This is a genomic window from Inquilinus sp. OTU3971 (assembly GCF_038440215.1).
On record NZ_JASATH010000220.1, the window covers coordinates 1 to 13,119 of the forward strand.

Sequence of the window (13,119 nt, forward strand, 5' to 3'; positions counted from 1 at the left end):
GGGGGGGGCTGCGGGGGCTGGGCGGTGTGGCCCCTGCCCCTTCCGTCCGGGAGCCGGCTCTGTTCGATCGTCATGAACACGTGTTCAAATCGTCACGCGGCCGTCTTGGAAGACGCCTAGCATCGCCGCCACACCGGCCCGGACTCGGGCTCTGACGAAGGGGGAATCGATGGGACGAGGTCTTCTGTCCGGGATGGCCGTCGCGGCCGCCCTGCTGCTGTCGGCCGGGGCGTCGGCCGACGTGCCGGCGGGCCAGCCGCTGGCCGGGACCACCACCTACAACGCCGCCTACTGGTCGCGGCCGCACAACGCCTATGAGAAGGCGCATTTCGCCAGGCTGACCGACGTGCTCGACCGCGGCAACCAGGTGGTCGAGATCGACGTCTATGACGAGAGCGGCTTCCCGGTGAAGCACGAGCCGGGCGAGGCGGCCACCGCCAACAACTGCAAGGCCGGCGCCGGCGGCCTGCTGCAGGACTGCCTGCGCGACATCAAGGCGTGGAGCGACGCCCATCCCGGCCACCTGCCGATCACGGTGCAGTTCGACCTCAAGCCCAGCCTGGGCCTGTGGGGCTGGGACGCCAGCTACATGTCGGCGCTGAACACGCTGGTCGCCAACGAGTTCGGGGCCAAGGTCTACAAGCCGGAGACCCTGCGGGCCTTCACCGGCTATGCCTCGCTGCGCGAGGGCGTCTACCGCGCCGGCTGGCCGACGGTGGATGCGCTGCGCGGCAAGATCCTGGTGCTGATGATGGGCGGCCCGATCGGCGACAAGAACGACACCCAGGAAGAGTATGTGAACCAGTTCGGCAGCGCGGCGCAGATCTTCGTCTGCCCCGAGGCGCATGAGCCGAACGACTTCTACTGGAACGGCAATGCCAACGATTTCGACGACGCGAATACCAACAAATGGGTGGTCTGCGGCAACCATGAGGCGGTGCAGTACTGGTACAAGGACACGCTGACCGCCCAGCAGAACGGCCAGATCGTCAACCTGTGGTCCAGCAGCGAGAACCAGTTCGACGCCTTCCAGCAGATGTATCTGGCGGTGGGCTGGGGCGCCTCGATGATCAGCCGGGAGAGCCTCGACACCTTCTCCGGCAAGCTGCCGCTGAACGGCGTCCGCCGCTCGGTCTCGACCGGCTTCAATCTGCGCAGCGCCTCCAGCGGCTATTGCGTCGAGATCCAGAGCGGCCTCTACGCCAACGGCTCGGACCTGAACCAGCGCAGCTGCACCGGCGCGGTGCCGCAGCAATGGATCTACAGCGACGAGACCCAGCTGCGCTCGGTCGGCAACGCCGAATACTGCTTCGACATTGACGGCGGCAACGGCAACAACGGCGACAGGCTCCACATCTGGGACTGCGACGGCGGCTCCAGCGAGAAGTGGCAGCTGCAGCCGGACGGCCGCCTGATCGGCATGAACGGCCGCTGCGCCGATGTGGTCGACAACACCAACGGCACCCGGCTGCAGATCCGCAACTGCACCGGCGGCGCCAGCCAGCGTTTCGACGTCATCGGCAATTCGAACGCCAACAACCCGCATTACTGATCTGCCGCGGGGGGACGCCATGCCGTCGGGGGACGGCGCGGCACGAGGGGGCAGGGCCGTCCGCGGTCCTGCCCCTTCCGTTTGGGGCCATCCGGCTGCTATTGGCGGAGGATGACCGCCGCGACCCAGCCCGAGCCGAGTCTGATTGCCGACGGCCTGGCCTGCCTGCGCGGCGGGCGGCTGGTCTTCGCCGGGCTGTCCTTCCGGCTCGACGTCGGCGAGGCGCTGGTGCTGACCGGGCCGAACGGCAGCGGCAAGTCCAGCCTGCTGCGCCTGGTCGCCGGGCTGGTGCCGGCCTTTGCCGGGCGGCTCGACTGGACCGGCGCCCCCGGCTCGATCGCCTATCTCGGCCATCAGGATGCGGTGAAGCCGGCGCTGACCGTGCGCGAGGCGTTGCGCGTCTGGGCCGCCCTGTCCGGCACCGCGGTGGAGGAGGGGGCGGTCGACGCCGCCATCGCCGCGGTCGGGCTCGAGGGGCTGGACGATCTGCCTTGCCGCTACCTCTCCGCCGGCCAGCGCCGCCGCCTGGCCCTGGCGCGGCTGGAGCTCGGCCGCGCCGCGCTGTGGCTGCTGGACGAGCCGACCCTCGGCCTCGACGCCGCCTCGGTGGCGCGGCTGGAGGGGCGCATCGCCCGGCACCGCGCCGCCGGCGGGCTGGTGCTGCTGGCGACGCATGTGTCGCTGGCGCTCGACGGCGCCCGCGGCCTGGCGCTGCAGGACTACGCGGCGGAGGACCTGCCGCTGTGAGCGCCTTCCTCGCTTTGCTGTCGCGCGACCTGCGCCTGGCCCTGCGCTCGGGCGGCGACGTCGCCGCCGTGCTGGCCTTCTTTGTCATCACCGTGGTGCTGTTCCCGCTCGGGGTCGGGCCGGAGCTGGCGCTGCTCGGCCGGATCGCTGCCGGCGTGGTCTGGGTCGCGGCGCTGCTGGCGACGCTGCTGGCGCTCGACCGCCTGTTCGCCCAGGACTACGAGGACGGGTCGCTCGACCTCCTGATGCTGTCGCCGCTGCCGCTGGAGGCTGCGGTGCTGGCCAAGGCGCTGGCCCATTGGCTGCTGACCGGCCTGCCGCTGATCCTGCTGTCACCGCTGATGGCGGCGATGTTGGGGCTGCAGGCGGCAGCCTGGCCGGTGCTGGCGCTGTCGCTGCTGCTCGGCACGCCCTGCCTCAGCCTGATCGGCGCGGTCGGCTCGGCCCTGACCCTCGGCGCCCGGCGCGGCGGGGCCCTGCTGGCGCTGCTGATCCTGCCGCTCTTCGTCCCGGTGCTGATCTTCGGCGCCGCGGCGGTGGAGGCGGTGGCGACCGGCCTGACCGCGCGGCCGCACCTGCTGCTGCTCGCCGGCTGCCTCGCCGCCGCCCTGCCGCTGGCCCCGATCGCCGCCGCGGCGGCGCTGCGCCAGGCGCAGTCCTAGAGCCGAGGTCGGGGCGCGATCCCGCCGATCCGGATGAAATGAGCCGATGCGCGTGCTATATGACCATCTACATGGTCAGGAGGGCGGCATGGATACGATCACTCTGGCGGACGCCAAAGCCCATCTGAGTGAGCTCGTCGATCGGGTCGAGGCCGGCGAGTCGATCGCCATCACTCGTCGCGGTAAGCCGGTTGCGCGGCTCATTGCAGCGAAGGGGCCGCGCAAGCGGATCGAGATATCCGTACTCCAGGCCGTGACGGCCGCCATGCCGTCGCAGGCGCAGGGCGCCGCTGATCTGGTGCGCTCGATCCGGGATGGCGATCGCTATTGATGCTCTATGTCGACACGTCGGTGATCGTCGCGGCCCTTTCGAACGAGGCCGCCACTGCTCGCGCGCAGACCTGGCTGGCGAAGCAGGATCCGTCGCAACTCCTGATCAGCGACTGGACCATCACCGAGATGTCGTCCGCCATGGCGATCAAGCTGCGGACGGGCCAGATCACGCTCGATCAGCGCGCGGCGGCCCTGGCGACCTTCAACAAGCTGGTTGCCGAGAGCTTCACTGTCCTGCCGGTGACTGGCGGACATTTCAGGGCGGCGGCGACATTCGTCGATCAGCACAGGCTCGGATTGCGTGCCGGCGATGCGCTCCATCTCGCCACCGCATCGGCACACGGCGCCATGGTGCACACGCTCGACCAGCGGCTCGCCGAAGCCGGACCCGTGCTCGGCATCCCGACACGGTTGCTGGCATGACCAGGCTTCGCCTCTCCTCGGCCGGTGCCGGTCTCACGGGGTGGGCAACGGCCTGATCGCCTGATTCATCCGGAACCAGAATGGCGTCATGCTCTCCTGGCCCTTCGTCCGGGGTGACGCGGAGGCCGGGCTCGCGTAATGCTTGGGGAAAAGGAACCCGGCCGATGCTTCTCGTCCCCACCACCGTCGGACCCAGCCGGATCGAAGGGCTGGGCCTGCACGCCGTCGAACCGATCGCCGCCGGCACCGAGGTCTGGCGCTGGCATCCGGTGTTCGACGTCTTCATCCCGGACGCCGAGATCGCCCGGCTGCCCGAGCCCGCGCGCGACTTCCTCGAGCGCTACGCCTATCCGGCGCCGGAGCTGCCGGGCGGGCTGTCGCTCAACCTCGACGACGCCCGCTTCATGAACCACAGCGACGACCCGACGCTGGAGACGGTGGGCGAGGTCTGCATCGCCCGGCGCGACATCGCGGCAGGGGAGGAGCTGACCTGCGACTACGGCGCCTTCCACCCCGATCTCCGCGACCTGATCCGGGCGGGCGCCGCCGCGGGGCGCGGCAATTGAGCCGGCGGACACGCAGCCTAGCTTTGTCTATCCTGGGACCAACGACCGCCACGCCACGTCCATGCATCGCTTCGCCAACCCGGCCCGCTTCCTGCGCCTGAGCGCCGCCCTGCGGCCCTGGGCCCTCGGCGTCGCCCTGCTGACGCTCGCCGCCGGGCTGTGGCTCGCTTTGTTCGATTCGCCGCCGGACTACCAGCAGGGCGAGACGGTGCGGATCATGTACATCCATGTGCCCTCGGCCTGGATGGCGATGATGGTCTACACGACCATGGCCGTGGCCTCGGCGGTCGGCCTGGTCTGGAAGCACCCGGTGGCCGAGCTCTATACCAAGGCCGCGGCGCCGCTCGGCGCCGGCTTCACCGCGCTGTGCCTGCTCACCGGCTCGCTCTGGGGCCAACCGATGTGGGGCACCTGGTGGGTGTGGGATGCGCGGCTGACCAGCGTGCTGATCCTGTTCTTCGTCTATCTCGGCTATATCGTGCTGGTCTCGGCCTTCGACGACCCGCAGCGCGGCCTCAAGGCCGGCGCGGTGCTGACCCTGGTCGGCGCCGTCAACCTGCCGATCATCAAATTCTCGGTCGACTGGTGGAACACGCTGCACCAGCCGGCCTCGGTGATGAAGCTGGGCGGCTCCACCCTCGACTCGTCGATGCTGGTGCCGCTGCTGCTGATGGCCGTCGCCTTCACCGCCTTGTTCGCCTGGCTGGTGCTGCTGCGCACCGAGACCGAGATCGCCGAGCGCCGGATTCGCGCCCTGCGCCTGGCCAGCGCCATGGCCGCGAGGCGGGGCGAGGCGCCGGGGCTGGAGCAGCCGATCGGATGACCGAGTTCCTCGCGATGGGCGGTTACGCCCTTTATGTCTGGACCGCCTATGGCGCGGCCCTGGTGGTGCTGGTCGGGCTGACCGTCTCCACCCTGGCGCGGCGGCGCAGCAGCCGGCGCAGCCTCGAGGCGCTGGAGCAGCTGCGCGGCCGCGGGAGGCGGGCATGACCCGCAAGCGCCGCCGCCTGATGCTGTTGGGCCTCGCCGCCCTCGGCCTCGGCACCGCCTCCGCCCTGGCCCTGACCGCGTTCCAGGACAACCTGCTGTTCTTCTACAGCCCGACCGAGCTGCATGACGGCAAGGTGGCCGGGGGGCAGCGCTTCCGCCTCGGCGGCCTGGTGGTCGACGGCTCGCTGCGGCGCCTGCCGGACGGGCAGACCATCACCTTCACCGTGACCGACACCGCCTATGACGTGCCGGTGCGCTACGCCGGCATCGTCCCCGACCTATTCCGCGAAGGGCAGGGGGTGGTGGCGCATGGCCGGGTCGGAGCCGACGGCACCTTCGTCGCCGACGAGCTCTTGGCCAAGCACGACGAGAACTACATGCCGCCCGAAGTCGCCAAGGCCCTGCAGGATGCCGGCCATCCGGGCGCGCCCGGCGGCGCCGGCAAGCCCGCCCTCCAGACCGGCACGGTGGCCGCGCAATGATCCCCGAGCTCGGCCACTACGCGCTGGTCCTGGCGCTGCTGCTCGCACTGGTGCAGTCGACCTTGCCGCTATGGGGCGCCGCCCGGCGCCACCCCGGGCTGATGGCGATCGCCGAGCCGGCGGCGACGCTGCAGCTCGCCGCCATCGGCATCGCCTTCGCGGCGCTGACCTGGGCCTATGTCGTCTCCGACTTCTCGGTGGCGCTGGTCGCAAACAACAGCCTCTCCACCAAGCCGATGCTCTACAAGGTCACCGGCGTCTGGGGGAACCATGAGGGCTCGATGCTGCTCTGGGTCCTCATCCTGGCGCTGTTCGGGGCCGCGGTGGCGCTGTTCGGCGGCAACCTGCCGCCGACGCTGAAGGCCCGGGTGCTGGCGGTGCAGGGCATGATCGGCGTTGGCTTCCTGGCCTTCATCATCCTGACCTCGAACCCCTTCCTGCGGCTCGACCCGGCGCCGATCGACGGCCGGGACATGAACCCGCTGCTGCAGGACCCCGGCCTGGCCTTCCACCCGCCCTTCCTCTATCTCGGCTATGTCGGCTTCTCGATGGCCTTCTCCTTCGCCGTCGCGGCGCTGATCGAGGGCCGGGTCGACCCCGCCTGGGCGCGCTGGGTGCGGCCCTGGACCCTGGCCGCGTGGTCGTTCCTGACCGTCGGCATCGCGCTCGGCTCCTACTGGGCCTATTACGAGCTCGGCTGGGGCGGCTGGTGGTTCTGGGACCCGGTCGAGAACGCCTCGCTGATGCCCTGGATGGCCGGCACCGCGCTGCTGCACTGCGCCCTGGTGGTGGAGAAGCGTGACGCGCTGAAGAGCTGGACCGTCTTCCTCGCCATCCTCGCTTTCGGCCTCAGCCTGGTCGGCACCTTCCTGGTTCGCTCCGGCATCATCGTCTCGGTGCACGCCTTCGCGGTCGACCCGGAGCGCGGCGTGTTCATCCTGCTGCTGCTGGCGCTCACCATCGGCGGCGCGTTTACGCTCTACGCCATCCGCGCGCCGCGGTTGAAGCTGGGCGGCGTCTTCGCCCCGATCAGCCGGGAAGGGGCGCTGGTGCTGAACAACCTCTTGATCTGCACCGCCACGGCGACGGTGTTCGTCGGCACGCTCTTCCCGCTGCTCGACAGGTCGGTCTCGGTCGGCAAGCCGTTCTACCAGCTCACCTTCGTGCCGCTGATGACGCCGGTGGTGGCGGTGATGGTGATCGCGCCCTTGATGGCCTGGAAGCGCGGCGACCTGCCCGGCGTGCTCGGCCGGCTGAAATTCGCCGCCGCCGGTGCCGTGATCATCACCCTGGCCGCCCTCTGGCTCCAGGGCGGCGGGCCGGTGCTGGCGCTGCTCGGCATCGCCTTCGGCGCGTGGGTCGTGCTCGGCGCCATCACCGAGATCGCGGAGCGGGTGCGGCTGTTCCGGATCCCGCTACGCGACAGCCTGTCCCGCGCCGTCGGCCTGCCGCGCAGCGCCTGGGGCACCGCCTTCGCCCATGCCGGGCTCGGCATTGCCCTCCTCGGCATGATCGCCACCAGCTACTGGTCGACCGAGAAGCTGGTGCTGGCCAGGCCCGGCGACCGCATCGACCTCGCCGCCGGCTATCAGGTCGTGTTCGACGGCGTGCAACTGCGGCAGGGGCCGAACTACGAGACCCGCCTCGGCGACCTGCAGCTGCTGCATGACGGCGCCCTTGTCACCGACCTCGCGCCCGAGAAGCGCTTCTACCCGGTGGCCCGGATGCCGACCAGCGAGGTCGCGATCCACACCACCCTGTCCGGCGACGTCTATGTCGCCCTGGGTGAGGAACAGGCGGACGGAAGCTGGAGCCTGCGGCTCTACCACCACCCGCTGGTGCCGTGGATCTGGGGCGGCGCCCTGGTCATGGCCTTCGGCGGCGCCCTGTCGCTCAGCGACCGCCGGCTGCGCGTCGGCGCGCCGCGGCGGGCGGCGGCGCCGGCCGTCGGGTCGCCGGCCTGAGGAATTTTGTCGATGCGCCGTCTCCTGTTCCTGCTGCCGCTGCTGCTGCTCGCCGCCCTGGCCGTCGGGGTCGGGACCAAGCTCCTGTCCGGCAGCGACCCGCAGTCGCTGCCCTCGGCCCTGATCGACAAGCCGCTGCCCGCCTTCGACCTGGCGGCGCTGCCGGGGCGATCGGATGGGCTCTCGACCGGCAATTTCGGCGGCGCGCCGATGCTGCTGAACGTCTTTGCCAGCTGGTGCGTGCCCTGCCTGGCCGAGCATCCGGTGATCACCAAGCTCGGCCGCGAGGACGGCATCCCGGTCCTGGCCATCAACTACAAGGACAAGCCGGAGGACGCGCTGGCCTGGCTGAAGCGCAACGGCGACCCGTACCGCCGGATCGGCGCCGATGCTGAGGGCCGCACCGCCATCGACCTCGGCGTCTACGGCGTGCCGGAGACCTTCGTGATCGACAAGGCCGGCCGCATCCGCTACCGGCACCCCGGCCCGCTGACCCCGGACATCGTCGACCGCGAGATCCGGCCGCTGCTGGCGGAGCTGGCGAAGTGACCATGTCATCCCCCAGAGACACGTCCATTTATTGTCCCCCCTCCCCCTGCGGGAGGGGGGCAGGGGGAGGGGGTTGTCGAGGCCAGGACGGGACTTCTCTCAATCCGGGTGCGGTCGGGACGCGGAGCTCGACAAGACTGGTGCAGACGGAGGGAACCCCCTCCCCCTACCCCCCTCCCGCGAGGGGAGGGGGGACTCGGTTGGGGCAAGCGGTCCGGCTGGCGCTGACGACCGCGTTCCTCATTCTGACCCTTGCCGCCCCTGCCTTCGCGATCGAGCCGCAGGAGCAGCTGGCCGACCCGGCGCTGGAGGCGCGGGCCCGCACGATCAGCCAGGAGCTGCGCTGCCTGGTCTGCCAGAACGAGTCGATCGACGATTCCAACGCCGATCTGGCCCGCGACCTGCGCCGTATCGTGCGCGAGCGGCTGACGGCCGGCGACACCAATGGCCAGGTGTTGGACTACGTCACCGCCCGCTACGGCGACTATGTGCTGCTGCGGCCGCCGTTGCGCGCCGGAACGCTGGCGCTGTGGTTCGGCCCGGTGGTGCTGCTGTTCGCCGCCATCGCACTGCTGATCCTGCGCCGTCGCCGGCGCCCGGCCGAGGCGGCGCCGCTGTCGCCGGAGGAAAGCCGGCGCCTGGCCCGGCTGATGGACGAGGAATCGGCGCCGTGACCGGCTGGCTGTTCTGGGTGGTCGCGGCGGTGATGACCGGCGGCGCCGTGGCGCTGCTGTTGCGCCGCCTGTTCGCCACCGGCGCCTCGCTCTCGTCCGGCGCCGACGCCGCGATCTATCGCGACCAGCTGAAGGAGCTGGAGCGCGAGCGCGCCGCCGGCGAGATCGGCGCCGCCGAGGCCGAGGCGGCCAAGGCCGAGATCGCCCGCCGCCTGCTGGCCGCCGCCGGCGAGGCGAAGCCGGAAGTCACGCCCCCCGCCGTGCCGCCGCGCCGCGTGGCGTTCGGCCTCGCCGTGCTGCTGCCGGTGGCGGCGCTGGCGATCTACATGGCCGAAGGCACGCCCGGCATGCCATCGCAGCCCTTCGCCAGCCGCGATCCGGGCGAGCGCATGGCGGTGCAGTCCGCGATGGCCGAGGCGCAGACCCTGGAACAACGCCTGGCTACCAGCCCGCAGGACCGCGCCGGCTGGATCGAGCTCGGCCAGCGCTGGAGCCAGCTGGGCGAGAGCGCGAAGGCGGCCGACGCCTATGGCCGCGCCATTGGCCTCGGCAATGCCGATGCCGAGCTGACCGGCCGCTATGGCGAGGCCCTGGTCGGCGCCAATGGCGGCGCGGTCACCGAGACCGCGCGCGCCGCCTTCGAGCAGGCGCTGACGCTGCGGCCCGGCGATGTCCGCGCCCGCTACTTCCTTGCGCTCGGCAACGCCCAGGCCGGCGACGACCGGGCGGCGCTGGATCTGTGGCAGGCGCTGGTGCGGGACTCCCCGGCCGACGCGCCGTGGCTGCCCTCGGTGCGCCAGCATCTCGCCGAGGCGGCGCAGCGCCTGGGCCTCGACCCGAAGACCGTGACGCCGGAGCCGCAGCCGCCCGCCGCACGAGCCGCCCCGCCGGCGAACGGCCCGGCCGGCGCCATCGCCTCGCTGCCGCCGGACGAGCAGGCCAAGGCGATCCGCGGCATGGTCGACGGCCTGGCGGCGCGGCTGGAGCAGTCGCCGGGCGATCTCGAAGGCTGGGTCCGTCTGGCCCGTGCCCGCGGCGTGCTGGGCGACGCCGATGCCGCCGCCGATGCCTATGCCCGGGCCGCGGCGCTGGCGCCGGACAATGCCGACCTGCTGCGCGCCTATGCCGACGCCCTGCTGACCGCCGGCCGGGGCGAGGAGGTGCCGCCGCTGCTGGAGACCGGGTTGCGCCGCATCCTGGCGTCGGATCCGAACGACCTCCAGGCCCTGTGGTTCCTCGGCGTCGCCGCGCAGAAGGCGGGCCAGCCGGAGGAGGCGCGGCGGCTGTGGGGCCGGATGCGCGACCAGTTCCAGGAGGGCAGCCAGGAGCGCCGGGCGATCGAGGGCCGCATGTCCCAGCTGCCGGCCCCCGGAGCCGGATGACCGAACCGGCCGGATCTCCGCAACAATGCGGATGAAAACCGGCCCGGCACCTTCGTCTTCGCGGTTGCAGCGACGCGGCGTCGGGCCGCGGTTGACCGGCACCGGGAAACAATGCTTGTTTCGACTGCAACAAGAACTCGGGTGAGGCTCATTTATCGTGGTCTCTGTTGCTGCCGCCGCGGCGCCCTCGGACGGGGCGATCGTCGTCGAGGACATGCATAAGCGGTTCGGCAAGCTCGAAGTGCTGAAGGGTGTCTCGCTGCGGGCCCGGCAGGGCGATGTCATCTCGATCATCGGCTCCTCCGGCTCTGGCAAGAGCACGCTGCTCCGCTGCATCAACCTGCTCGAGATCCCCAATGACGGCCGCGTCTGGGTGAATGGCGAGCTGATCCGGATGAGGAAGCTGCGCTCCGGCGAGGCCGAGCCCGAGGACAGCAAGCAGGTCGACCGCATCCGGTCCTCGCTCGGCATGGTGTTCCAGAGCTTCAACCTGTGGTCGCACATGACCGTGCTCGAGAACGTGATCGAGGCGCCGGTGCATGTGCTGAAAGTGCCGCGCAAGGAGGCGGTGGAGCGCGCCGAGGCGCTGCTGGCCAAGGTCGGCATCGCCGACAAGCGCGACCATTATCCCAACCACCTGTCGGGCGGCCAGCAGCAGCGCGCCGCGATCGCGCGGGCGCTGGCGATGCAGCCCAAGGTGATGCTGTTCGACGAGCCGACCTCGGCCCTCGACCCCGAGCTGGTCGGCGAGGTGCTGCGGGTGATCCGCCAGCTGGCGGAGGAGGGCAACACGATGCTGCTCGTCACCCATGAGATGCGCTTCGCCCGCGAGGTGTCGAGCAAGGTGATCTTCCTGCATCAGGGGCGGACGGAGGAGGAGGGGACGCCGGCCGAGGTGTTCGACAATCCGCGCTCGGAACGGATCCGCCAGTTCCTCAAGGCACAGCATTGATGGGCAATGCTCCGCCGCGATGCTTGACCGCGCGCGGCGAATTCGCGGAAATCGGCCCATCCAACCCGGGACCGCAGGGTCCCAGTTCTGAACGGGAGACTTCATGATGAAGAGCTGGTTGTCGCTGGCCGCCGCCGCGGCCCTCGTGCTGGCTGCCGGCACCGCCTCGGCGGAGACGCTGCGGGTCGGCACCGAAGGCGCCTATCCGCCGTACAACGCCACCGACGCCTCGGGCAAGCTGGTCGGCTTCGAGATCGACCTCGCCAACGAGCTGTGCAAGCGCACCCAGATGACCTGCGAGATCATCCAGCAGGATTGGGACGGCATGATCCCGGCGCTGATGAACAAGCGCTACGACGCGATCATGGCCGGCATGTCGGTCACCGAAGAGCGGATGAAGCAGATCGCCTTCTCCAAGCCCTACAGCACCACCCCGGCCTGGTTCGTCTCGGCCAAGGACGGCGTGCTGAAGGACGCCAAGACCCTGGCCGACATCCAGGCGGCGCTGAAGGGCAAGTCGGTCGGCGTGCAGCGCTCGACCATCCACCAGAACTTCCTCGAGGCGAAGGTGCCGGGTGCCGATGTGAAGCTCTACGACACCCAGGACGACCTCAACCTCGACCTGCAGAACGGCCGCATCGACGCCGGCCTGGCCGACAGCCTCGGCTGGAAGGACTTCCTGGCCAGCGACGCGGGCAAGGGCTTCAGCAATTTCGGCCCCGGCCTGACCGGCAAGGACGACCCGATCTTCGGCCTCGGCGTCGGCATCGGCCTGCGCAAGGAGGACACGGCGCTGAAGGCGAAACTGGACAAGGCGCTGGACGAGGTGAACGCCGACGGCACGCTGACCAAGCTGTCGGTGCAGTGGTTCGGCTTCGACACGTCGGTCAAGTAATCGGGATCAAGCCAGCGGGAGCGGGCGTCGGCGGATGCGGTGCCGGCGCCCGGCCCCAGCGGGACCTCGGGGTCCCAGAACGGAAAAGATCATGACCAAGATCTGGTTGTCCCTGGCCGGGGCGGCGGCGCTGGCACTGGCTGCCGGGACGGCGTCGGCCGAGACGTTCCGCGTCGGCATGGAGGGCGCCTATCCCCCATTCAACAACACCGATGCCAGCGGCAGGATCGTCGGCTACGAGGTCGACCTGGTCACCGAGCTGTGCAAGCGCACCGGCATGACCTGCGAGGTGATGCAGCAGGATTGGGACGGCATGATCCCGGCGCTCTTGAACAAGCGCTATGACGGCATCATGGACGGCATGTCGATCACCGAGGCGCGGCTGAAGCAGATCGCCTTCTCGGTGCCCTACACCGACACGCCGGCCTGGTTCGTGGGCGCCAAGGACGGCATCCTGAAGGACGCCAAGACCCTGGCCGACGTGAAGGCGGCGCTGAAGGGCAAGACCATCGGCGTGCAGCGCTCGACCACGCACCAGAACTTCCTCGAGGCGGAGTTCAAGGACTCCGAGATCAAGCTCTACGACACCGTCGACGAGCTCAATTTCGACCTGGTCAACGGCCGCATCGACGGCGGGCTGGGCGACAGCATCTCCTGGGACTCCTTCCTCAAGAGCGATGCCGGCAAGGGCTTCGCCCATTTCGGGCCGGGCCTGACCGGCAAGGACAACCCGCTGTTCGGCCAGGGCATCGGCATCGGGCTGCGCCAGGAGGACAAGGAGCTCAAGGCCAAGCTCGACAAGGCGATCGAGTCGATGAAGGCCGACGGCTCGCTGGTCAAGCTGTCGATGCAGTGGTTCGGCTACGACCCGCTGGCCCCCGGCAACTAAGAAGGCTCCGGGGGGGCGGGGCCCGGCGCCCCGGCCCGGGCACGGCGGGGGGTGGGGAG

16 protein-coding genes are annotated in these 13,119 nt (G+C 70.4%); all 16 read left to right on the plus strand.

Annotated features, from left to right (window positions below):
• Window positions 1–169 precede the first annotated feature (169 nt).
• The 16 genes from AAHM41_RS34735 (at window position 170) to AAHM41_RS34810 (ending at window position 13,060) form a co-directional block, all read left to right on the plus strand.
• Window positions 170–1,552 carry a Ca2+-dependent phosphoinositide-specific phospholipase C gene (locus tag AAHM41_RS34735; RefSeq protein WP_342241203.1) on the plus strand — a complete coding sequence of 461 codons (1,383 nt, stop codon included), beginning with the start codon at window positions 170–172 and terminating at the stop codon, window positions 1,550–1,552.
• Window positions 1,553–1,663: 111 nt separating this feature from the next.
• Complete coding sequence (gene ccmA, locus AAHM41_RS34740; RefSeq protein WP_342241204.1) at window positions 1,664–2,299, plus strand: heme ABC exporter ATP-binding protein CcmA; 636 nt, start codon at window positions 1,664–1,666, stop codon at window positions 2,297–2,299.
• Window positions 2,296–2,961 (plus strand): heme exporter protein CcmB, encoded by a 666-nt coding sequence (gene ccmB / locus AAHM41_RS34745; RefSeq protein ID WP_342241205.1) that lies wholly within the window; start codon window positions 2,296–2,298, stop codon window positions 2,959–2,961. Before ccmA ends, ccmB begins: the two co-directional genes overlap by 4 nt.
• Before the next feature lie 88 nt (window positions 2,962–3,049).
• Window positions 3,050–3,292 carry a type II toxin-antitoxin system Phd/YefM family antitoxin gene (locus tag AAHM41_RS34750; protein ID WP_342241206.1) on the plus strand — a complete coding sequence of 81 codons (243 nt, stop codon included), beginning with the start codon at window positions 3,050–3,052 and terminating at the stop codon, window positions 3,290–3,292.
• Complete coding sequence (locus AAHM41_RS34755; protein ID WP_446719511.1) at window positions 3,292–3,717, plus strand: type II toxin-antitoxin system VapC family toxin; 426 nt, start codon at window positions 3,292–3,294, stop codon at window positions 3,715–3,717. Before AAHM41_RS34750 ends, AAHM41_RS34755 begins: the two co-directional genes overlap by 1 nt.
• A gap of 164 nt (window positions 3,718–3,881) precedes the next feature.
• Window positions 3,882–4,283: an SET domain-containing protein gene (locus tag AAHM41_RS34760; RefSeq protein ID WP_342241208.1), complete on the plus strand. Its 402-nt coding sequence runs from the start codon at window positions 3,882–3,884 to the stop codon at window positions 4,281–4,283.
• 61 nt (window positions 4,284–4,344) lie between these two features.
• Window positions 4,345–5,106, plus strand: a complete 762-nt coding sequence (locus tag AAHM41_RS34765; RefSeq protein WP_342241209.1) for a heme ABC transporter permease — start codon at window positions 4,345–4,347, stop codon at window positions 5,104–5,106.
• Window positions 5,103–5,273, plus strand: coding sequence for a heme exporter protein CcmD (gene ccmD, locus AAHM41_RS34770; protein ID WP_342241210.1), 171 nt, complete (start codon window positions 5,103–5,105; stop codon window positions 5,271–5,273). Before AAHM41_RS34765 ends, ccmD begins: the two co-directional genes overlap by 4 nt.
• A complete protein-coding gene (gene ccmE / locus AAHM41_RS34775) occupies window positions 5,270–5,755 on the plus strand; it encodes a cytochrome c maturation protein CcmE (RefSeq protein WP_342241211.1) in 486 nt (161 codons plus the stop codon). Before ccmD ends, ccmE begins: the two co-directional genes overlap by 4 nt.
• Complete coding sequence (locus tag AAHM41_RS34780; RefSeq protein ID WP_342241212.1) at window positions 5,752–7,719, plus strand: heme lyase CcmF/NrfE family subunit; 1,968 nt, start codon at window positions 5,752–5,754, stop codon at window positions 7,717–7,719. Before ccmE ends, AAHM41_RS34780 begins: the two co-directional genes overlap by 4 nt.
• 12 nt (window positions 7,720–7,731) lie before the next feature.
• A complete protein-coding gene (locus AAHM41_RS34785; RefSeq protein WP_342241213.1) occupies window positions 7,732–8,268 on the plus strand; it encodes a DsbE family thiol:disulfide interchange protein in 537 nt (178 codons plus the stop codon).
• Window positions 8,269–8,468: 200 nt separating this feature from the next.
• Window positions 8,469–8,942, plus strand: a complete 474-nt coding sequence (locus AAHM41_RS34790; protein WP_342241214.1) for a cytochrome c-type biogenesis protein — start codon at window positions 8,469–8,471, stop codon at window positions 8,940–8,942.
• Window positions 8,939–10,324 (plus strand): c-type cytochrome biogenesis protein CcmI, encoded by a 1,386-nt coding sequence (gene ccmI / locus AAHM41_RS34795; RefSeq protein WP_342241215.1) that lies wholly within the window; start codon window positions 8,939–8,941, stop codon window positions 10,322–10,324. The genes AAHM41_RS34790 and ccmI overlap by 4 nt, the downstream gene beginning before the upstream one ends.
• Before the next feature lie 214 nt (window positions 10,325–10,538).
• Window positions 10,539–11,276 (plus strand): ABC transporter ATP-binding protein, encoded by a 738-nt coding sequence (locus AAHM41_RS34800; protein ID WP_342241218.1) that lies wholly within the window; start codon window positions 10,539–10,541, stop codon window positions 11,274–11,276.
• Window positions 11,277–11,379: 103 nt separating this feature from the next.
• Complete coding sequence (locus AAHM41_RS34805) at window positions 11,380–12,171, plus strand: transporter substrate-binding domain-containing protein (RefSeq protein WP_342241216.1); 792 nt, start codon at window positions 11,380–11,382, stop codon at window positions 12,169–12,171.
• A gap of 91 nt (window positions 12,172–12,262) precedes the next feature.
• Window positions 12,263–13,060, plus strand: a complete 798-nt coding sequence (locus AAHM41_RS34810; RefSeq protein ID WP_342241217.1) for a transporter substrate-binding domain-containing protein — start codon at window positions 12,263–12,265, stop codon at window positions 13,058–13,060.
• The last annotated feature ends 59 nt before the right edge of the window (window positions 13,061–13,119 follow it).